The following is a 19,219-nucleotide window of genomic DNA, read 5'->3' as shown; positions in this document are numbered from 1 at the left end:
AATCCTGGTAAAAACATGTTAAAATTCAATTGCACACATCTCCAATCTCTACTTGTTTCTCGACAATTCAAGTATAAAAGATTTGGAAGATGTCGTGCATTTTTTTATGCACTAAATTTTTTGTAGACCCCAACATTTATTGTAGAGCCGTTAAAACAGAACCCAACAAAAAAGCGGGTGAGAAAGTAATACTTCTCACCCGCTTTTTCTATTTATTAATCCTTTTTCTCAAATATCGTTACCAGCTCGTCTGCACCTTTGCGATCTCTTGGTTTCGGCATTTCGTCAAAGTACCCCACTTGGAGCATGCTTATAATACGTTCCCCAGGTTGCACACCAAGGGCTTTGCGGAATAATGGATTATCTAAGTATCCAGGGGTTTTCCAGCAAGATCCAATACCTCGATCCCATGCTAGCAATTGTATATTTTGTACAAGCATGCTTGCTGCTGCATAATCCTCTAAACGTTCTTTTTGACGAGCATCCTCTGGAACAACAACAAATACATACCCGCCTGGAGTCGTAAATTTCTTCATTTGTTTTTCTAGATCTTCTTCCGAAAGATCTTTCCATTTTGGAATGGCAAATTCCTTTAACACACTATATAAATCTTCTAATTCTTTTCCACACGCCACGATAAACCTCCATGGCTGTCTTAATTGATGGTTTGGTGCCCATACGGCATCATCTAAAACTGATAATAGTGTTTCTCTCTCCACAGGCTGTCCATTAAATAATTTGATAGATCTTCTTTGTATTATTGCATCGCGTACTGTAAGTGATTGCATCTAGTTTTTTCAATCTCCCTTTTACTATTGAGTTATTTTATTCATCATACCAATTTAATCATCTTTAAGAAAGAGACTTGATTTTTCCATATGGTTTTTATTCATCTAAAGCGTAATCCGATATTTATTTCCTTGTCTCTTAATGTAAAATTAACAGTAAGGTTCAAATAGTATTTTACATACATATATCTGAGGTGATTGTATGCTTTTCTATTGGTTGTTTAGTTATATAATCGGTAACTTCCTTTCTGCTTGGTGGGTTGGTAAATGGAAAAAAACTGATTTGAGAATAGAAAGAAGTGGTAATTTAGGTGCAAGAAATGCTGGTGCAGTACTTGGAAAATCTGCATTTCTTTTGACATTTTTGGGTGATGCTTTAAAGGGTGTCCTTGTTATTTGTATAGGGTTTTATTTTGAATATCCTTTAGAATATATTGCTGCTGGAGGGTTAGCAGTAATTCTAGGACACCTTTTTCCATTTTGGTTAAAAGGAAAAGGGGGTAAAGGGATTGCCACGTTCATCGGTGTATCCTTAGCAATAGAACCCACTTTGTTTGCTATGTTGGTCATTTGTTTTATTCTTTTAATGGCTTTGTTTAGAAGTGCAACCCTTAGCATGACCATAGCATTTTGTGCATATGCTATTTTAACTTGGATAATACCTGCCTTTGTTTCCCTATGGCCACTGTCTATTGCTATTCTCATTATCCTAGTTCGTCACCGATTGGATATTGTAGAATCGTGGAACAAGAGATGGTGGAGAAAGACACATTAATGTTATTAATTTTATAGTATTTTTCCTTAAAATAAACGTGTGATAAGTATTTTTGTGATATAATTACTATCATTTAAATAACAAATTAGATAGGATGTTCAAAATGACTTTGAAAAAAATTGCGTGGTTAATCGATAGCAGTGCGTACTTAAGTAATGCGTTAAAAAACCACCCAGATATATACGTTATTCCTCTTAATATTCATTTTGGTGTAGAGCAATTTGTAGATGGCGTAGATTTAACACCCGACCAACTATACGATAGAATACGTAATGGATCAGAATCCATTAAAACTTCTCAGCCTTCTGCGGGCGAATTTGCAGTGTTATATGAAAAACTGAGTAAAGAATATGAGTCTATTATTGCAATTCATGTCTCTAAAAACCTCAGTGGTACACTTTCTTCCTCCATAAGCGGAGCTGAAATTGCACAGGTCCAAGTAGAATTTATCGACTCTTCCTCCTTATCAGCTGGTATTACAGGATTAGTTGAAAAAGGACTGCAACTACAAGAAGAGGGCAAATCGTACGAGAAGATTGCAGTGGAGTTAAGAGAAATGGTGTCGAAGTTCCGTAACTTTATTTTAATAGGTAACTTAACTCAATTGTATAAAGGTGGCAGGCTGAGTAGTGTACAATTCTATTTAGGAAGCCTACTTAAAATAAAACCAATTATTCAAATCAACGAACAAGGTGAGCTGAAGGAATTAGATAAAGTTCGTTCTCATAAAAAGGCAATCCAGTACCTGATCAATAAGGCGGTTGAAGCTTCAGCTAAGGATGGTCTACAACATGTGTATATAATGCACGCCAATGCGGAGCAACAAGCAAACGACTTAAAAGATGCCATTTTACAACAAGCACCACATTTACAGTTTACTGTCGGTGAAATAAGTACATCGCTTGCAGTACATGCAGGCGAGGATACAATTGCCTTACTTTGGTATTTGTAATTCGTACTTTGTAAGACTAAAATAAGAAAAAACAGTCGCATGCCTCGTCTTTAGTTTCAAGACCTGTTTCTATCGTTTTCGAAGGGCTTTGGACAGACATTTTGCTATATGATTACCTAGCGAATTTTTAGGGATGTTGGTTGGTTGTGACGTTCGTCACAACCAACCAACATCCCTTTTTTCGGTAATCTTATGGCGTTTGTCCCGCATTAACGGGCAGTAGAGAACTGCCCGTTAAAGCCCGAATGGTTCAACTAACAATCAGTGGGGAAAGCCCCACTGATTGAAGTTTCACTTTTTCTATCCGTCGCCCTCCTGCAACTCTTAGAAACAGGTTTTAGTACATTTTTGGCTAACTAGGGAAAAGATCCTTTCTTATTCATAGAGCTGGATGAAAGATGACAGTCTAAGTACGCGACATCGTGTCGCAACGACTGCATGACCCGCATCGTGCGGGCCCGAAGATGCAATGTCGTTCGCTATTTCACTTCTTTATTCAGTAAACACTTACTATTTCTCTTTATTTCCTCTCTTATAAAAGAAAATCTACTATTTTCATTCTCATTCTAGAATAGTATTTCTAATTCAAGACTAATTTATCATTATATTTACTTTGACTACTATTTTCATCTAAGATAGGTTGTGCTAAATCTTATTCTTGAAAACTACACGTTAAATTGGTTGGAGTGAAAGTGGCGACTATTAGCTCTGTTCCACCACCTAAAACAGAAATCAGCGGTATTAATCTTTCTTTAAATTCCCATGAACCTGTTGTACACGGTACATTTGCAAGTTCATAGCTGTGGTTGTTTGATATTAACTAGTGAGAGTCGTCATTTTGCATTTATTTGCTGTAAATTTACGTTAAAATTTATCTTTTACGTGGAAGAATATATACTTTGTTCTTGGAGTATGTGCATAGGAATCCTCGTAGCTCCAGTAACGATTGCGGCTATTATTCGTATGTGCGTTTACATATGGAACTCCATTTTGAACACTTGTTACTATGGTCGAGTGATCGTATCTACCATCTCCTTCGAAATCATAAAAAATAAGATCACCTATGACTAACTGATCAGGTGAATTGACTTGCATCGCCTGCAGACCCTTTGTCGAGCCCGCTAAGTACCAACGCAAGGAATGAGGAGTGCTCCAGCTCAAACTCCATGTTTCACTACTCAACCACCATCCCCGCTCCCTGTTTGGTTGACCCCTCATTGGAGCGCCTCCCGCAAACAAGCATTGTGAAATATAATTTGTACAGTCCACATCGAACATCGGAAACCTCGGATTATTACTGTTCCACCATTTCTGTGCATAGGCTACTGCAGCCTCACGATTGTATGTTGCCAATTTTCAACCTCCCTCTATTTTGTTTATATGATTAAACAGAAAATATATGCTAGTATGGGATTAACAAACTAATTTTTTTGACAAATTACTTTGTAGGGAGGAAGATGGTCAGTGAAGCAGCATGCAGAAAAAGAAATTTCAGTGCCCACTTTACTTTGCGATAAAAAAGGTAATTTGAATCCTAAAGCAATTGGATTTGCCAAGAAGCCCCTAATTGAAAGTAATTTAAAAGGGCATTATATGCGTAAGAAAAAGTGGAATTATTGGTGTGTTTTTGGGGACGATATTCTTTTCTCTGCAACTATCAGTCATCTAGATTACGCAGCGGTTTGCTTTGTCTATTTCCTAAACTATGAAACACAACGATATGTTGAAAAGACAGTTACAATTCCCCTCGGAAATAAAATAAAAATGCCTACTAATATATTGGAAAGTATACAGCTTCATTCGAAAGAAATGTCGATTCAATTACTTTATACACAAAATGAAACTCATATGATTGTAACTATTCCAGATTTTGATGGAGATTTATTACATGCCGATTTACATATATCTCATCCTGCTGAAGACGAATCGTTGAATGTAGTAATTCCTTGGAATCGAACACAATTCCAATTTACCGGGAAGCACCATACGTTACCAACATCTGGATTTGTAAAGATTGGTAACTCCCGTTTTAGCTTTCTGCAAGAGGACAATTTTGCAGTACTCGATTATGGCCGAGGTGTTTGGCCTAGAGAAGCTCTATGGAACTGGGGGTTTGCTTCTCAACGCGTTGGTTCTAAAAGAATTGGATTAAACTTTGGCGGAAAGTGGACAGATGGCACAGGTATGACCGAAAATGCTATTTTTATTGATGGGAAAATGACCAAAATTCATGAAGACTTATTATTTACATACGATCCGAATGATTTTATGAAACCTTGGAAGGTTAACACGAAGTTTTCCAATGGTGTGAATATGACATTCACCCCATTTTTCCACCGCATTGCCAAAACCGATTTGAAACTTATATACTCCGAAGTTCATCAAATGATGGGTTATTTTAATGGCAAAATCCAGTTAGAAGATGGACCTACTCTAGAGGTAAAACAATTACTAGGCTGTATTGAGGAACATAAAGCTAGATGGTAAATAACACGAATGATAGAGGATTATGACTAGTGTCATGATGCTCTATTTTTTAAATATAAAGAAATTATATAAAAATACAACATGAACACTGGGTTAGCAGAACATTTAAGAATGAATAATACTATTGATTTACGTTACATGTGGACGCTTTCCGCGGGCGAGGCCGAGCCTCCTCAGTCAGGCGCTATGCTTCTTCCCTGCGGGGTCTCGACTTTCTCGCTTATCCCGCTGGAGTCGCCACATTTCACTCCAATCAATTAAATGAGTAGTACTAAACTTTAAGATATTGCATAGACTCTCGCTTAGATGATAAGAGTAGTCCAAGTTAATTTAGGGATAAAATCGTCCGCTTGGTTAAGAATACTATTTTATTAGGAAAGAAGAAAATGTATTTTCTTTAATCGAATTACTTTCATCCTTCCTTATTTTAAAGTAAAATACGTATATTTAAGTGGTTTTATACCAATTATCCGATCATAAAAAGTGTATCTAATTGATTTGAGCGCAGAGCGGCGACTCCAGTGGGAACAGCGCGAGCTGAAGACCCTGGACTGAGCGTAGCGAAAATCTTTTTTGCGACGAGCTTGCGCAGGAGCAAGGGAAGCGGCTGAAGCCGTGCCCACGGAAAGCGTCCGCTAGGAGCGGAAATCAATGGCATATCTACGTTTTTGTTTTAAAGAACCGGGCGTCTTTTGCCCGGTTTTTCTTATGCCCGAGGGGAGTATCCAGGTTTAGTTGGAATAGTTAAATTTCCCCTGTTACTCTTCCCTGCATAAAAAATATGTCTCCAAGTACTAAATTACTTAGAGACAACTTTTTATGTAGGGTAGAAAAACTTTATGCTTTCTGTTTATATGAATTGCTTCACTAACTTTTTATTTCGCTCTTTGAATACTTCATTATGCGAAGAGACCATCGCAAATTTGTTAGCATCTGGTTGGATATATTGCTTCGCTTGATTGACGGCATTCGCAGCATCCTGGAAGGTACCAGCTATTAAGTTTATTTTCCCTGGATATTGAACAATGTCCCCTGCTGCATAAATTCCTGGAATAGATGATTCACATGAGCTATTGCCCTTTACATAAAAGTTATCAGCGATATCAATTGGCACTTCACTATTTTTCAGGAGCTCTGCATCCTGATCATAGCCATGATTGATAATGACCTCATCGACCTTTATATACGTAATCTCTCCTATTTCATTGTCCAAAACAGCAACTCGTTCTATCATATCGTGGTTTCCATTAGCGATTAGCTTTGTGATCTTAGTGTTGAATAAGCAAGTTACAGAGCTCTCTAATAATTGAGTTACCTGTGCCTCATGACCATTTAACGAATCCTTCCGATAGATTACATACACTTTTTTGGCAATAGGCTCCAGCTCATTGGCCCAGTCAATTGCTGCATTTCCTCCACCTGAAATAATGACTGTTTTATCTTTAAAACGTTGAATTGATTTGACTGTATAGTTTAAGTTGCTTACCTCGAAACGCTCGGCCCCTTCGATTTCTAACTTCGTAGGGTTTAAAATCCCACTACCAACTGCAATGATAATAGTTTTTGAATAATGTTCAACGCCGGAAGCAGCATGTAAGACAAAAATATCATCTTCTCTACGAGTAATTGACTCTACTTTCTCATTCACTACAACTTCAGGGTCAAATGTTAGTCCTTGTTGAACTAATTGATCGATTAAACGTTCACCCGAAATCGGCGTCTGACCACCTACGTCCCAAATCATTTTTTCGGGATACACATGCAGTTTGCCTCCTAGTTGAGGCTGGAACTCTATAATCTTCACTTTCATTTCTCTTAATCCACTATAAAAAGCTGAATATAAACCAGCTGGACCACCACCAATAATAGTCACATCAAAAATATTATGCATTTTCAGTCTCCCACCCTAAAATAATTGTTGACATAAGTTGAATAATTAAATATAGTTGCTAATATGATAATGATAATCGTTATCAATTATTTATGCAAGATTTAGTTTGGAGGTATTTAAATGGTTCGTTTATATACGGACGATTTATCCATTGGCTACGGTGAGCAACTAATCGTAAAAGAATTGTCTGTTCAAATCCCAAATCAGAAAATTACTACGATCATTGGACCAAATGGATGTGGGAAGTCTACTCTTCTTAAAGCGATTACAAGAATCATTCCTTTTCAGTCGGGTGCTGTCATATTAGATGGTAAAAGCGTTGACAAAGAAAACACTAAAATTCTTGCAAAAAAGATAGCTATATTACCTCAAACACCTGAGAGTGCAAACGGTCTAACTGTCGGAGAATTGGTTTCATACGGACGCTTCCCTTATCAAACAGGTTTTGGTCGGCTTTCCAAAAAGGATTACGAGGTGATAGATTGGGCACTTCAAGTTACTAACACCAGCTCATTTAAGTATTTACCGGTAGATTCACTTTCCGGTGGTCAACGTCAGCGTGTATGGATAGCGATGGCTCTTGCTCAAGAAACAGAAATTATATTTCTTGATGAACCTACTACTTATCTTGATATGGCACACCAATTAGAAGTTTTGGAGCTTCTACAACGTCTAAATCAGGAAGAACAACGCACAATCGTCATGGTACTACATGATTTAAACCAAGCAGCGCGTTTTGCAGACTATATCGTTGCTTTAAAAGATGGGCAAATTGTGAAGGCTGGACCTTGTGAAGAAGTTATCACAAAAGAAGTTTTACGCGGTGTCTTTCATATAGATGCTGAGATTGGAATAGATCCACGAACAAAGAAGCCAATGTGTATTACATACAATTTACTAAAAGGAGAAAAATAAATGAAAAAGCTACTATTACCGATTACAATCTTATTAATACTTATCCTAGGTGCTTGTAACAGTGAAAGCACGGATACAAAAACAAGTGAATCGAAAGAAGTGCCCACTACCATTACATACGAATCTGAAAATGGTCCAATAGAGGTCCCTGCAGACCCACAACGAGTAATTGTTCTTTCTACCTATGCAGGAAACGTTGCTGCACTAGATGTAAACTTAGTAGGTGTAGATTCCTGGTCAAAGGCTAACCCTGGCTATGATTCATTCCTTGCAGATGTAGAGGAAGTATCAGAAGAAAATTTAGAGAAAATTATTGAACTGAATCCAGATTTAATAATTGCTCTTTCTACCGTTCAAAACTTGGACAAAATAAAAGAGATTGCACCGACAGTAACATTCACTTATGGAAAAGCAGATTATTTAACGCAACATTTAGAAATTGGAAAACTACTGAATAAAGAACAAGAAGCACAAACATGGATTGATGATTTCAAAGAACGTTCAACAGCTGCCGGAGAGGAAATTAAAGCAGTAATTGGGGAAGATGCGACTGTTTCAGTGTTTGAAAACTTCGACAAACAATTATATGTCTTTGGAGATAATTGGGGTCGCGGAACAGAAGTTATTTATCAAGCAATGGGACTAAAAATGCCTGACAAAGTAAAAGAAATGGCTTTAGAGCCTGGATATTTTGCATTATCTTTAGAGGTTCTTCCTGAATTTGCTGGGGACTATGTGATTTTAAGTAAAGTAGCAGACCAAGATAACTCGTTCCAAGAAACAGATGTATTCAAAAATATCCCTGCAGTACAAAACGGGCAACTATTTGAAGCAAATGCAGAAGAATTTTACTTTAATGATCCTATTTCATTAGATTATCAATTGGAATTCTTTAAAGAAAATTTCTTAAACAGCTAGTAATAATAGTGGAGGAATTCTAATGGGATTCCTCCACTATTTTTGTAGAAAGGATAAGATAATGAAAACCTCTATTCATTTTAGTTATAAGTTTGTTATTGGCCTTATTTTGTTGGTTACAATGTTCTGTGTCTCGATGGTTTTTGGTGCAGCTTCGACCTCCTTACAAGATGTATGGCAAGCATTATTTACCCCTTTAAAAAGCGATGCTATCAATATATTGCGAGAGCTTAGATTACCGAGAGAAGTAGCTGCCATGTTGGTTGGTGCTGCCTTAGCAGTATCTGGTGCGATTATGCAAGGAATAACCCGTAATCCTCTTGCCGACCCTGGATTATTAGGGTTAACATCAGGAGCAAACGCCGCCCTTGCTATTAGCCTTGCGCTCATTCCCGGGATCAATTACTTCGGCATTACTATCGCATGTTTTATCGGTGCTGCAGTTGGTGCAGTAATGGTATTTGGCATTGGTTCTATGAACAAAGGGGGCTTTTCTCCACTCCGAATAGTTCTTGCTGGTGCTGCAGTCTCTGCCTTTTTGTATGCAATTGCTGACGGTGTTGGAATCTATTTTAATATTTCCAAAGATGTCTCTATGTGGACAGCTGGTGGATTAATAGGAACTTCCTGGAGTCAGCTCCAGATGATTACTCCTTTTATCCTAATCGGATTCATTGTAGCTCTTTTACTATCAAGACAGTTAACTATTCTAAGTTTGAATGAAGAAGTTGCCGTCGGACTGGGGCAAAAAACCACTCAAACAAAAACGATTTTATTTATAGTTGTTATTTTACTAGCCGGTGCATCGGTTGCACTAGTTGGAAATATGGCTTTTGTCGGCTTGATGGTTCCTCACATTGTCCGAGCAATTGTAGGAACCGATTACCGACTAATAATTCCTATGTCGGTGATAGCAGGAGCTATTCTTATGCTACTTGCTGATACAATTGGCCGAACAATTAACATTCCATATGAGACACCAGTTGCTGCAATCATAGCTATCATGGGATTACCTTTCTTTTTAGTAATTGTTCGTAAAGGAGGGCGGGTATTTCAATGATTCATCGTCAGCAAATTAAAAAACAGCGTATACTATTTATTGTTTTACTATCATTGATTGTTGTTACTGCTTTTATTAGTGCAGGAATTGGATATTCCACCCTATCCTTTAATCGTCTTTTACCAACTTTTTTAGGGCAAGGAACATTTAAAGAAGAATTTGTTTTGTTCTCTGTTCGCTTACCAAGAATTATTATTACAATTCTTGCGGGAATGGCATTAGCACTGTCTGGTGCTATTCTACAAAGTATTACGCGCAATGATTTGGCAGACCCAGGGATTATTGGGATCAATTCCGGAGCTGGAGTGGCGGTATCTATATTTTTCTTATTTATGCCTATTCAACCTGGTTCCTTTGTGTACCTACTACCACTAGTGGCATTTGTCGGTGCTTTGATTACTGCATTTTTCATCTATATCCTTTCTTACAGCCGAGGAGTTGGGCTACAGCCTGTTCGTTTAATTTTAGTTGGTGTTGGGTTCTCAATGGCTCTTTCAGGTTTGATGATTGTTTTGATATCATCTGCTGATCGTCAAAAGGTCGATTTCATCGCTAATTGGATGGCAGGGAACATTTGGGGGGCGGATTGGCCATTTATATTGGCTCTTTTACCTTGGTTGATTGTTCTTATCCCGTTCACATTATATAAGGCGAATAAATTAAATCTACTCAATTTAAATGAACCTGTAGCAATTGGAGTGGGAGTTGCAGTTGAGAAGGAGCGTATTATTCTCTTATTAGCTGCTGTCGCACTTGCAGCTTCTGCAGTATCTGTAACTGGGGGGATTGCCTTTATAGGCTTGATGGCCCCTCATATTGCTAAATCTTTAGTCGGACCGCACCATCAATTGTTCATCCCTATTTCTATCCTCATCGGTGGGTGGCTCTTACTTTTCGCCGATACAATCGGTCGCAACGTGATTGAGCCAAATGGTATTCCAGCGGGAGTTGTGGTTGCTTTAATAGGGGCACCTTACTTTATGTATTTATTGATGAGGAAGTAAACGCCCTGCCATTGAGCGAGAGTGCGAGAAAAAGATCTCATAGGAATAAAAGAGCATAACGACAAAATAGAAATCATAAATGGATGAATTTCCCTTTCCGCCAGTAAATCACTGTCTAGAGCAAGTAAACGAGTATTGAGCGGGAGTAAGTTATATATTAAAGCCGGTAAGCGTAGTTCTCTCTCGTATAGATGCCCCGCTCTCTCGTATAGCACGGCTTATTCTCGGATAGAGTGGATTCGCTCTCGTTTAGATGCTCCGCTCTCTCGTATAGGCGTAGTTCTCTCTCGTATAGCATGGCTTATTCTCGGATAGAGTGGATTCGCTCTTGTGTAGATGCTCCGCTCTCTCGTATAGGCGTAGTTCTCTCTCGTGTAGCCTGGCCATTCTCGGATAGAGTGGATTCGCTCTCGTTTAGATGCTCCGCTCTCTCGTATAGGCGTAGTTCTCTCTCGTATAGCCTGGCCATTCTCGTATAGAGTGGATTCGCTCTCGTGTAGATGCTCCGTTCTCTCGTATAGGCGTAGTTCTCTCTCGTATAGCATGGCTTATTCTCGGATAGAGTGGATTCGCTCTCGTGTAGATGCTCCGCTCTCTCGTGTAAGCGTAGTTCTCTCTCGTATAGCCCTAATGAACGCAAGTAACCAAGTTTGTAGCGCAAGTAAATAGATTTATTTCCGCCAACATAAAAATGGACTACGATTTTTTCGTAGTCCATTTTCTTATGATTGAAGGTGTTTCCACATTTTCTCTGGATAGTCTGTGAAAATAGCATCTACCCCAGCTTGTTTTAACAGATCCGCATATTTTTCTTCATTGACAGTAAAAACACGAATTTTTTTGCCACTTGCAATCGCCTCTGCCCCCATCCGCCTTAGGACTGTCGGGAAAAACGCATGCAGTGCATCTGCTCCAACTGTTTCGGCGTATTTGTGAGGCTCTATCATAACTTCCATAAAGAGAATCGCCGTTTCTATAGGCGGAGCCAATTGTTTAAAATTCCTAACCATCTCATGGTTAAACGAAGAGATCACGACACGTGTTTCTAATCGATAATCATTTAATATTTGCACTACTGCCTGCTCCATACCTTCATATGGAAATATGTCGGATTTTAACTCTAAATTTAGGTGATGCTGTGTATCTTTAAATACATATAGCACTTCCCTGAGCGTTGGAATTGTTTCCTGTTTAAATTTTGGAGAGTACCAAGAACCAAAGTCAAGTTTCTTCAATTCAGCTAACGTCATATCTTTGATAAAACCTGTTCCATTGGATGTGCGATCAATCATCTCATCATGAATAACTACCAATTCATGATCTTTCGTCATATGAACATCAAATTCCACACCATGGACAGGTAGTTTTGCAACTGCTTTAAAAGCTGCTATTGTATTTTCTGGATGCGTACCTGACGAGCCTCTATGGGCATAAATTTTCATTAAGCCAACCTCCTTGCACCATTATTAAGTATATTATACCTCTACATTTTCTATATATGAAAGCAGTGTACTAACAGTTTTTATTCGTCTGCTAAAATATCTTGTAAAAATTTCTCTCTATTTTGTAAAAAGTATTTGGTTATTTGATAATGATCCGTTTCCTCATAGTCTATCTCATTAATCTCCCCTTCATCAAAACTAAGAATGGTCGCCTCGGGATAACCTAATAGAATTGGAGAATGTGTGGCGATGATAAATTGACTATCATCCTCTTGTACTAAATCATGTAAAATTCTTAGAAATGCAAGTTGGCGCGAGGGCGATAAAGCAGCTTCCGGTTCATCTAATAAATATATACCTCTTCCTCTAAACCTATTGGAGAAAAGAGAGAAAAAAGCCTCTCCGTGAGACTGATGATGCAAGGACTTTCCACCGTAAGGACCAGTTCCCATAGTATCGATATGAGAGGCAAAATTATAAAATGATTCGGCACGCAGAAAGAAACCATTTGTTACTTTAGGAAGCCAGGACAGCCTTATATAATCTCCAAGTGCTGATTCCGATGCATTTACCTCGTAAAAGTTATTCTTTCCTCCTCCCGCTGTATTAAATTCACATTTATCCGCAATGGCTTCTAACAGAGTAGACTTTCCCGAACCATTTTCACCAACGAAAAAAGTAACTTTGCTGTGTATATCTATTTGATCTAAATTTTTAATAGATGGAATGGAGAACGGATACTGATTATATGACGGAATAAGATCTCGTTGAAGTTCAATTCTTTTTAAGAACATGTTATACCCCCATTCCATTCTTTATTTTACTGTTGTGACTCTCACAAATATTAAGAAGTTTTATATTTTTTTATATCTCATTAAATTACTTCCATTTACTGCAGTAGAAAAACCAAATTTCTCATAGTAGGGGACTAATTTATCTGGACAATAGAGTTCAACTCTCTCCACTTCTCGAATTAGTCGATGTTCTAAGATATGGTTTAATAGTAGAGTGCCTATACCCTTATTTCTATATCTTTTATTAGTGATTACATCAAATATAAATGCTCTGTATAGTGAGTCTGAAATAACCCTTGCAAACCCAATTAGTTCTTCCGTTTCAGTATTTATTAGCGCTACAACTAGGCTACTATTGTCTACCAACTTCCTAAGATCCGATTGCTTGCGTTTTTGTGTCCACCATTCTTCTTTAAATAGATTATGTAACAAATTTAATTGATTTTCATTTAATTCTTCTACTATTTGATAATCCATTTGCTTAATTCTCCTTAATATCCATATTGAGATGCTTCGTACAGTTATAGAGGGAACAATTCCAAACACCTTGTTTACTGTTAAGAATAGTTAGCGATGTATTTTCTAATTGTGTTTTTTGGAACTGCTCCGGTAGCAACCTTTGTAGAGTAAGCCCTATTAAAGCCCCATGACTTACTACCAATACTCGTTTGTCACTATATGTAGTAGTTAATTCTGTTAGAAATTCATGTCCTCTTTTAGATACATCTCCGTACTTTTCCATTCCAAGGTCCAATTCTCTCCAGTTACTTCCCCACCTTTTTAATCTTTCCTCTTCAGTTGTACCTTCGAGTTCTCCACAGTTTATTTCTCGTATTCTTTTATCAAAAATATCGGCAGATAGGTTTAGTTTAGCTGCGATTATTTGTCCTGTTTCTTTGGCACGTGATAAATCACTTGTCACAATAACATCCCATTCTCTTTCTAATACAAGTCTATTTGCCAAAGCAATTGCCTGCATTTTTCCGAGATCATTTAAAGGAATATCTGATATACCTTGTGATTTGCCAAGTATATTCCAATCCGTTATTCCATGCCTTACAAGTCCTATAGTGGTCATAATTCTTTATCCCCTTTTTTTAATGTGAAATCAGTCTCCTTGCAGGACTTTAGCTGCCAACTTAATGTTTCCTTTTAGATAAACTGGTAGAACTGCGTTATCTAAGATTTCCTGTGTCGACATCCAAAAAACCTCAGATACTTCATCCAGGCATTTAGCATAGGGCTCGCCAGATTGATGCTCGCATAGAAAAACAATGTCTACTACAGTTAAGCCTGTATCTGTTTCAAATAAAGAACTATTCACATACCTAAAATTTGAAACCTCTATGCCTACCTCTTCTGCAACTTCTCTTTTTAGAGTTTCTTCTAATATATTTGATGTTATCCCGTCTTTTTCTACCTTACCTCCAACAAGGGATAATAACCCTCCTGCGTGCTCTTCTTTTTCGCTCCTTCTTACTAACAGCCACTTATCATTTTTGTAAATTGCCCCTTCAACATTAACTATAAACATAAGCTTCCACCTCATTTTTAATATTCTATATAGTGAAAGTCTTATCCTCTATTTGTTGCTTATATCTTGATGAAAAAAAACAGCGAACAAATCAACATACAATTTGCTCGCCGCTTTTTAATAATTACTCGTTACCTTTTTACATAAAAATGGGTGTTACCCACTGTGGTAAATCCTGCTCTTTCATAAATGGAGAATGCCTGGTCATTATCTGTTTCTACATCTAAATAGACAGATGATTTCCCTATACGATTGGCTTCGTTTTTACTCCAGTTCAATAAGTAGGTTGCAACGCCTTTACCACGAGCATGTTCATGAACAGCGAGCCCTGTTATCCATAGCTTTTCGCCGTCATCTACTAAAATAAGCGTTCCAATTACTTCGCCTTGTAGCTTAGCAATCAGCAGTTGGCGATTTGGTGTTTGTGTATTAAACGTGATTAATTCTTTAGCGTCTTCATCCGTTTCATTAAATGCACTTGCTAAAATGCGAACGACTTCTGACTCCTCGTCGGTAAATTGCGAAACTGTCACTTCACTATTTAATTCCACTTCTGCCGCATCTGCTACCATCGATCTCTCCGCAAAATCAAACACATAACCAAATTTCCGAAGTAGCTGCCGACCCGCTTCTGAGCTATCTGGAAGTAAAGCTAAATCTGTAGCGGCCCCTCTTATTTCTAAATTCCTACGTAATTCAATGACTAGTCGTTCACCTATCCCTAATCTTCGAACAGTAGGTAGCACAACACTACACCACTCAAAATCCAGCGTTGCTATTCGGTCAATAGAGGTTAACACGCCTACTAATCGGTCATTTAAGTCATCATAGGCTATTATGCAAAAACCTTTTGTGTACGAAGTGGATAACTCCCCCACATTTAGTAGAGAAGTATAATCCACTTTATCCACTGCTTCTGCTTCTGCTACCAATTGCTTAATCTCTTCCATCGTCTCCTGGTCTAACGGAAAGGACACTGTCATTACAGATATATTCATTTTATTTCTCCTTAAATCTTTGAATTCGTTAACATACTATAATATCTGCCTTTCTTTTGCAACAGTTCTTCCTGTGGACCTGACTCAATTAGTTTCCCACCATCCATCACAAATATTAAATCTGCCTGGCGTATCGTATTTAATCGATGGGCTATGACGAAGCTTGTTCTGCCTTCCATCAACCGCTCAAGGGCTTCTTGGATTTTCATTTCTGTCACTGTATCTATACTGGACGTTGCTTCATCTAACAACAAAATTGCTGGATCTGCAACTAGTGCCCTAGCAATGGATAATAACTGCTTTTGTCCTTGGCTAATTTCTCCACCATCCGCTGATAGAATAGTATCGTAGGTATCTGGTAATTTCATGATAAAGTCATGTGCATTCGCTTCTTTTGCAGCGTGCAGTACCTCTTCATCTGTGGCATTTAGTTTGCCGTATCGGATATTTTCTCTTACCGACATTTCGAACAAAAATGGATCTTGTAAAACAAATGCCGTTTGACTACGCAGGGTATGTCTAGGCAACTGGTCTATAGGAATACCATCCACTAATATACGGCCGCCATTTACTTCATAAAAACGTGCAAGTAACTGCATAATGGTCGTTTTCCCAGCTCCTGTTGCACCAACTAGTGCAGCAGTTTTACCTGATTCTACATGAAAAGAGACGTCGGAAATCGTAGGAGACTCATCTTCTTTGTTGTAATAAAACGTTACATCTTCAAATGTCACATTACCTTGTAGCTTGTAATCTGTATGCTCCATGGCAGCATCTTCTTCAATAGGCTCATCCATAATAGCAAAAACACGTTCTGCCCCTGCAATTGCAGAAAGCACCGTATTGAATTGGTTAGCCAAATCATTTAATGGTCGAGTAAACTGCCTTGAATACTCTGTGAAAATAACGATTTCTCCTATTGTCACATGCCCATAATATGCTAATAATCCGCCCGCCGCTGCAACAAGCGTAAAGCTCGTATTATTTAATAAGTTCATCACTTTCGGTATGAAACCTGAGTAAGTTAATGCCCAAAATCCAGTTCTTTTTAAACGTTCACTTTTTACAGCAAACTCTTCTTGCATCCGACCTTCCTGAGAGAAGGCTTTTACAATTCGTTGACCAGAAATCGTTTCTTCAATCATTCCATTTAAATCGCCTACCGCTTTTTGCTGCTCCTTGAATAATTTAGAAGTTCTTCTCGTAATCCATCTCATTGCAAAATACATAAATGGAACAATAATAAGCGTGATTAAAGTCATTAATGGACTGAGTAAAAGCATAACAATAGTCGTTCCAACTAAAGTGAGAATACTTGAAAACACTTGGATAAAGGATGAATTTAATGTTTGGCTAACATTTTCAATATCATTCGTCATCCGACTCATTAACTCTCCATGTTGGCGTTTGTCAAAAAAGGATACAGGAAGCTTCTGTAAATGTTCAAATAATCCTGTACGTAATCTATAAATTGTTTGCTGAGAAATACCAATCATCCAATAACTTTGCAAGTAAGTAACAATCGAGAAAAATGAGTAAACGATGAGTAACACAACAATTATTTTGGAAAGGCCGACAAATATACTTTTGGAAATATGTTCATCTACAATAACCCCTATTAAATAGGGACCAACCAAAGCTAAAGCCGAACTAACAACTACCATCAAAAGTACGATGATTAATAGAAAACGTTGTTCGTCTACTAAGTCCCATATACGTTTTAGGACACCCTTCCAATCGGAGGCTTTATCGACTTTCTTTTTATGATCTTTCTTTAAATCTTCTTTAGTAATAATAGGCTCATACCCAAAAGGTTTACGAATGAAGTTCATCAGGCTCGCCCCCCTCTTGTTGTGATTCAGCTATAGCCTTATACAGAGTAGAGTCCTTCATCAGCTCATCATGCGTGCCATAGGCAGATACTTGACCTTCTTCTAACAATAAAATATGATCCGCACCCTTTGCAGTTCGGATTTTCTGAGTAATAACAAGCATCGTTGCATGTTCTACCTCTAATGCTTCCCATAAAGCGTTTTCTGTCGACACATCTAAAGCACTCGTACTATCATCCAGCAATAATATTTCCGGTTTTCTAACAAGTGCACGTGCAATAGAAAGTCTCTGTTTTTGACCACCAGATAGATTGACTCCTTTTTGACCAACTCTTGTATTATATTCGTCTGGAAATTGTTCGATAGAGTCATGGATTTGTGCCTGGTTAGCAGCTTCTCTCAACAACTCTTCCGTCGCCGACTGATCTCCCCAACTAAGGTTTTCCTCTATACTTCCCGTAAAAAGAATAGATTGTTGAGGAACAAGTCCAATGATCTTCCTTAACTCTTTAAGAGGCCATTCTTGGACATCCATTCCATCTATTAATATTGTTCCTTCTGTTGCATCGAAAAACCTTGGGATTAAATTAAGGAGAGTCGATTTACCGGAGCCGGTTGCTCCCATAATCGCAAGCTTAGATCCTGGTTGTACCTTAAAAGAAACACCTCTTAATACTGGCATACCAGTCGTAGGATAATGAAATGACACATGCTGAAACTCAATCTCTCCTATTCTAGGAGTTGTCCCCTCCGAGTCTGCGTCTGTATTAATATTTTCAATTCCCTCCTCTACAAGGAGCACTTCCTCCATACGTTCAGCAGATGCTTTTGCTCTAGAGAAGAAAATAATGATGAAAGCAAACATAGAAAACGCGCCTGTCATTCGCATCGCATAGTTGATAATAGCTACTAGTTCACCTAGTTCCACATCTCCTGTTTGAATTTCTTTTGCACCAAACCATAGAACTGCCATCAAGCTGACATTCATCACAAAAAGTAAGACGGGCAATATTAACTCCATGATTCGGTATGCTTTAACATTATCCATTTTTAGATCAGCCGCCACAGTTGCAAACCGACTAGATTCAAAACTTCCACGCAAATACGCTTTTATTAAACGTACTGCCTGTAAATTTTCTTGTATCTGTCTTGTGACCTGGTCCACCCTTTTTTGAACTTTCCCAAATAGTTTTAAACCACTTCGACTCATAAAATATAGAAATACTAGTAAAAAAGGAGCGCCAATTACTAAAAACATTGCTAAATATGGGTTCACAACAAAGGACATAATAATACTACCGACAACTAGTAGAGGTGCACGGAGCATAATACGTAATCCCATAAAAATTACGTTTTGCGTAATTGTCACATCGGTAGTTAAACGTGTGATTAAACTCGCCGTTGGAAACTTTAAAAAAGTAGCCATTGTAAAAGCCTGCACTTTTTTAAATAATGCCTGACGGATATCAAATCCATAACTTTGGACAATATGAGAGGCGATAAATGTATTAATAATTCCTGCTAAGAATGCCAAAAAGGAAATTCCAAGCATAATACTACCCCAAAAAATAATTACTTGTTGATCCCCTGCCAAAATCCCATCATCAATAATGACTTTGATGAGCAATGGCTGAACAAGCTCAACGGAAAGCTCTACTAACATGAACACTAAAGCAACAACAACCAACATTTTATATGGTGATAAATAAGATAAGATTGTCTTCAAGATTAAAACACCCCTAGATTCTTCGACACTCGAATTAATTCATTTAAAATCTATTATGCCACAAACTCTTCTGAACACATAGAAAAAGATGACTTAATATTGA

Annotated in this window: 18 protein-coding genes; 7 read left to right on the top strand and 11 right to left on the bottom strand. The window is 37.9% G+C overall.

Going from position 1 to position 19,219, the window contains the following annotated elements:
- Positions 1–215: 215 nt before the first annotated feature.
- Positions 216–788: a nitroreductase family protein gene (locus LDK52_RS05885; RefSeq protein ID WP_277585021.1), complete on the bottom strand. Its 573-nt coding sequence runs from the start codon at positions 786–788 to the stop codon at positions 216–218.
- A gap of 202 nt (positions 789–990) precedes the next feature.
- On the opposite strand from LDK52_RS05885, the gene LDK52_RS05880 reads away from it, so the two are divergent.
- Together LDK52_RS05880 and LDK52_RS05875 are read left to right on the top strand one after the other, a co-directional pair.
- Entirely contained in the window at positions 991–1,563 is a 573-nt protein-coding gene (locus LDK52_RS05880; protein WP_277585020.1) for a glycerol-3-phosphate acyltransferase, read from the top strand.
- 103 nt (positions 1,564–1,666) lie between these two features.
- On the top strand, positions 1,667–2,515 hold the full coding sequence (locus LDK52_RS05875) for a DegV family protein (RefSeq protein ID WP_277585019.1): 849 nt from the start codon (positions 1,667–1,669) through the stop codon (positions 2,513–2,515).
- An 864-nt stretch (positions 2,516–3,379) separates the two neighbouring features.
- Here LDK52_RS05875 and LDK52_RS05870 read toward each other — a convergent pair.
- On the bottom strand, positions 3,380–3,868 hold the full coding sequence (locus LDK52_RS05870) for an amidase domain-containing protein (RefSeq protein ID WP_277585018.1): 489 nt from the start codon (positions 3,866–3,868) through the stop codon (positions 3,380–3,382).
- 111 nt (positions 3,869–3,979) lie between these two features.
- Here LDK52_RS05870 and LDK52_RS05865 point away from each other — a divergent pair, with 111 nt between their 5' ends.
- Complete coding sequence (locus LDK52_RS05865; protein ID WP_277585017.1) at positions 3,980–5,002, top strand: DUF2804 domain-containing protein; 1,023 nt, start codon at positions 3,980–3,982, stop codon at positions 5,000–5,002.
- 850 nt (positions 5,003–5,852) lie between these two features.
- Here the strand turns inward: LDK52_RS05865 and LDK52_RS05860 are convergent.
- Positions 5,853–6,899: an NAD(P)/FAD-dependent oxidoreductase gene (locus tag LDK52_RS05860; protein WP_407081793.1), complete on the bottom strand. Its 1,047-nt coding sequence runs from the start codon at positions 6,897–6,899 to the stop codon at positions 5,853–5,855.
- 114 nt (positions 6,900–7,013) lie between these two features.
- On the opposite strand from LDK52_RS05860, the gene LDK52_RS05855 reads away from it, so the two are divergent.
- The 4 genes from LDK52_RS05855 (at position 7,014) to LDK52_RS05840 (ending at position 10,790) form a co-directional block, all read left to right on the top strand.
- The gene (locus LDK52_RS05855; RefSeq protein WP_277585015.1) at positions 7,014–7,808 is read left to right on the top strand and encodes an ABC transporter ATP-binding protein; all 795 of its coding nucleotides are present in this window, start codon (positions 7,014–7,016) and stop codon (positions 7,806–7,808) included.
- Entirely contained in the window at positions 7,809–8,726 is a 918-nt protein-coding gene (locus tag LDK52_RS05850; protein WP_277585014.1) for an iron-hydroxamate ABC transporter substrate-binding protein, read from the top strand.
- Between the two features lie 61 nt (positions 8,727–8,787).
- On the top strand, positions 8,788–9,786 hold the full coding sequence (locus tag LDK52_RS05845) for a FecCD family ABC transporter permease (RefSeq protein ID WP_277585013.1): 999 nt from the start codon (positions 8,788–8,790) through the stop codon (positions 9,784–9,786).
- The gene (locus LDK52_RS05840) at positions 9,783–10,790 is read left to right on the top strand and encodes a FecCD family ABC transporter permease (RefSeq protein WP_277585012.1); all 1,008 of its coding nucleotides are present in this window, start codon (positions 9,783–9,785) and stop codon (positions 10,788–10,790) included. The genes LDK52_RS05845 and LDK52_RS05840 overlap by 4 nt, the downstream gene beginning before the upstream one ends.
- A 722-nt stretch (positions 10,791–11,512) precedes the next feature.
- On the opposite strand, the gene LDK52_RS05835 is transcribed toward LDK52_RS05840, so the two are convergent.
- From LDK52_RS05835 to LDK52_RS05800, 8 genes are all read right to left on the bottom strand, one after another.
- A complete protein-coding gene (locus LDK52_RS05835) occupies positions 11,513–12,232 on the bottom strand; it encodes a glycerophosphodiester phosphodiesterase (protein WP_277585011.1) in 720 nt (239 codons plus the stop codon).
- 80 nt (positions 12,233–12,312) lie between these two features.
- The gene (locus LDK52_RS05830; protein WP_277585010.1) at positions 12,313–13,026 is read right to left on the bottom strand and encodes an AAA family ATPase; all 714 of its coding nucleotides are present in this window, start codon (positions 13,024–13,026) and stop codon (positions 12,313–12,315) included.
- 60 nt (positions 13,027–13,086) lie between these two features.
- Positions 13,087–13,503 carry a GNAT family N-acetyltransferase gene (locus LDK52_RS05825; RefSeq protein ID WP_277585009.1) on the bottom strand — a complete coding sequence of 139 codons (417 nt, stop codon included), beginning with the start codon at positions 13,501–13,503 and terminating at the stop codon, positions 13,087–13,089.
- 4 nt (positions 13,504–13,507) lie between these two features.
- Positions 13,508–14,104, bottom strand: coding sequence for a histidine phosphatase family protein (locus tag LDK52_RS05820; protein ID WP_277585008.1), 597 nt, complete (start codon positions 14,102–14,104; stop codon positions 13,508–13,510).
- Positions 14,105–14,134: 30 nt separating this feature from the next.
- Entirely contained in the window at positions 14,135–14,560 is a 426-nt protein-coding gene (locus tag LDK52_RS05815) for an NUDIX hydrolase (RefSeq protein ID WP_277585007.1), read from the bottom strand.
- 131 nt (positions 14,561–14,691) lie between these two features.
- Positions 14,692–15,558 carry a GNAT family N-acetyltransferase gene (locus LDK52_RS05810; protein ID WP_277585006.1) on the bottom strand — a complete coding sequence of 289 codons (867 nt, stop codon included), beginning with the start codon at positions 15,556–15,558 and terminating at the stop codon, positions 14,692–14,694.
- Positions 15,559–15,569: 11 nt separating this feature from the next.
- Positions 15,570–17,390, bottom strand: a complete 1,821-nt coding sequence (locus LDK52_RS05805; RefSeq protein ID WP_277585005.1) for an ABC transporter ATP-binding protein — start codon at positions 17,388–17,390, stop codon at positions 15,570–15,572.
- On the bottom strand, positions 17,374–19,116 hold the full coding sequence (locus tag LDK52_RS05800) for an ABC transporter ATP-binding protein (RefSeq protein WP_277585004.1): 1,743 nt from the start codon (positions 19,114–19,116) through the stop codon (positions 17,374–17,376). Before LDK52_RS05800 ends, LDK52_RS05805 begins: the two co-directional genes overlap by 17 nt.
- Positions 19,117–19,219 lie beyond the last annotated feature (103 nt).

It is taken from the genome of Psychrobacillus antarcticus, assembly GCF_029533155.1.
Lineage (GTDB): Bacteria > Bacillota > Bacilli > Bacillales_A > Planococcaceae > Psychrobacillus > Psychrobacillus antarcticus.
This window is presented reverse-complemented; position numbering and strand designations above follow the sequence as displayed.

Coding starts and splice junctions, on each gene's coding strand:
- LDK52_RS05885 (WP_277585021.1), bottom strand. CDS start 788: ATGCAATCACTTACAGTACGCGATGCAATAATACAAAGAAGATCTATC.
- LDK52_RS05880 (WP_277585020.1), top strand. CDS start 991: ATGCTTTTCTATTGGTTGTTTAGTTATATAATCGGTAACTTCCTTTCT.
- LDK52_RS05875 (WP_277585019.1), top strand. CDS start 1,667: ATGACTTTGAAAAAAATTGCGTGGTTAATCGATAGCAGTGCGTACTTA.
- LDK52_RS05855 (WP_277585015.1), top strand. CDS start 7,014: ATGGTTCGTTTATATACGGACGATTTATCCATTGGCTACGGTGAGCAA.
- LDK52_RS05850 (WP_277585014.1), top strand. CDS start 7,809: ATGAAAAAGCTACTATTACCGATTACAATCTTATTAATACTTATCCTA.
- LDK52_RS05845 (WP_277585013.1), top strand. CDS start 8,788: ATGAAAACCTCTATTCATTTTAGTTATAAGTTTGTTATTGGCCTTATT.
- LDK52_RS05840 (WP_277585012.1), top strand. CDS start 9,783: ATGATTCATCGTCAGCAAATTAAAAAACAGCGTATACTATTTATTGTT.
- LDK52_RS05835 (WP_277585011.1), bottom strand. CDS start 12,232: ATGAAAATTTATGCCCATAGAGGCTCGTCAGGTACGCATCCAGAAAAT.
- LDK52_RS05830 (WP_277585010.1), bottom strand. CDS start 13,026: ATGTTCTTAAAAAGAATTGAACTTCAACGAGATCTTATTCCGTCATAT.
- LDK52_RS05825 (WP_277585009.1), bottom strand. CDS start 13,503: ATGGATTATCAAATAGTAGAAGAATTAAATGAAAATCAATTAAATTTG.
- LDK52_RS05820 (WP_277585008.1), bottom strand. CDS start 14,104: ATGACCACTATAGGACTTGTAAGGCATGGAATAACGGATTGGAATATA.
- LDK52_RS05815 (WP_277585007.1), bottom strand. CDS start 14,560: ATGTTTATAGTTAATGTTGAAGGGGCAATTTACAAAAATGATAAGTGG.
- LDK52_RS05810 (WP_277585006.1), bottom strand. CDS start 15,558: ATGAATATATCTGTAATGACAGTGTCCTTTCCGTTAGACCAGGAGACG.
- LDK52_RS05805 (WP_277585005.1), bottom strand. CDS start 17,390: ATGAACTTCATTCGTAAACCTTTTGGGTATGAGCCTATTATTACTAAA.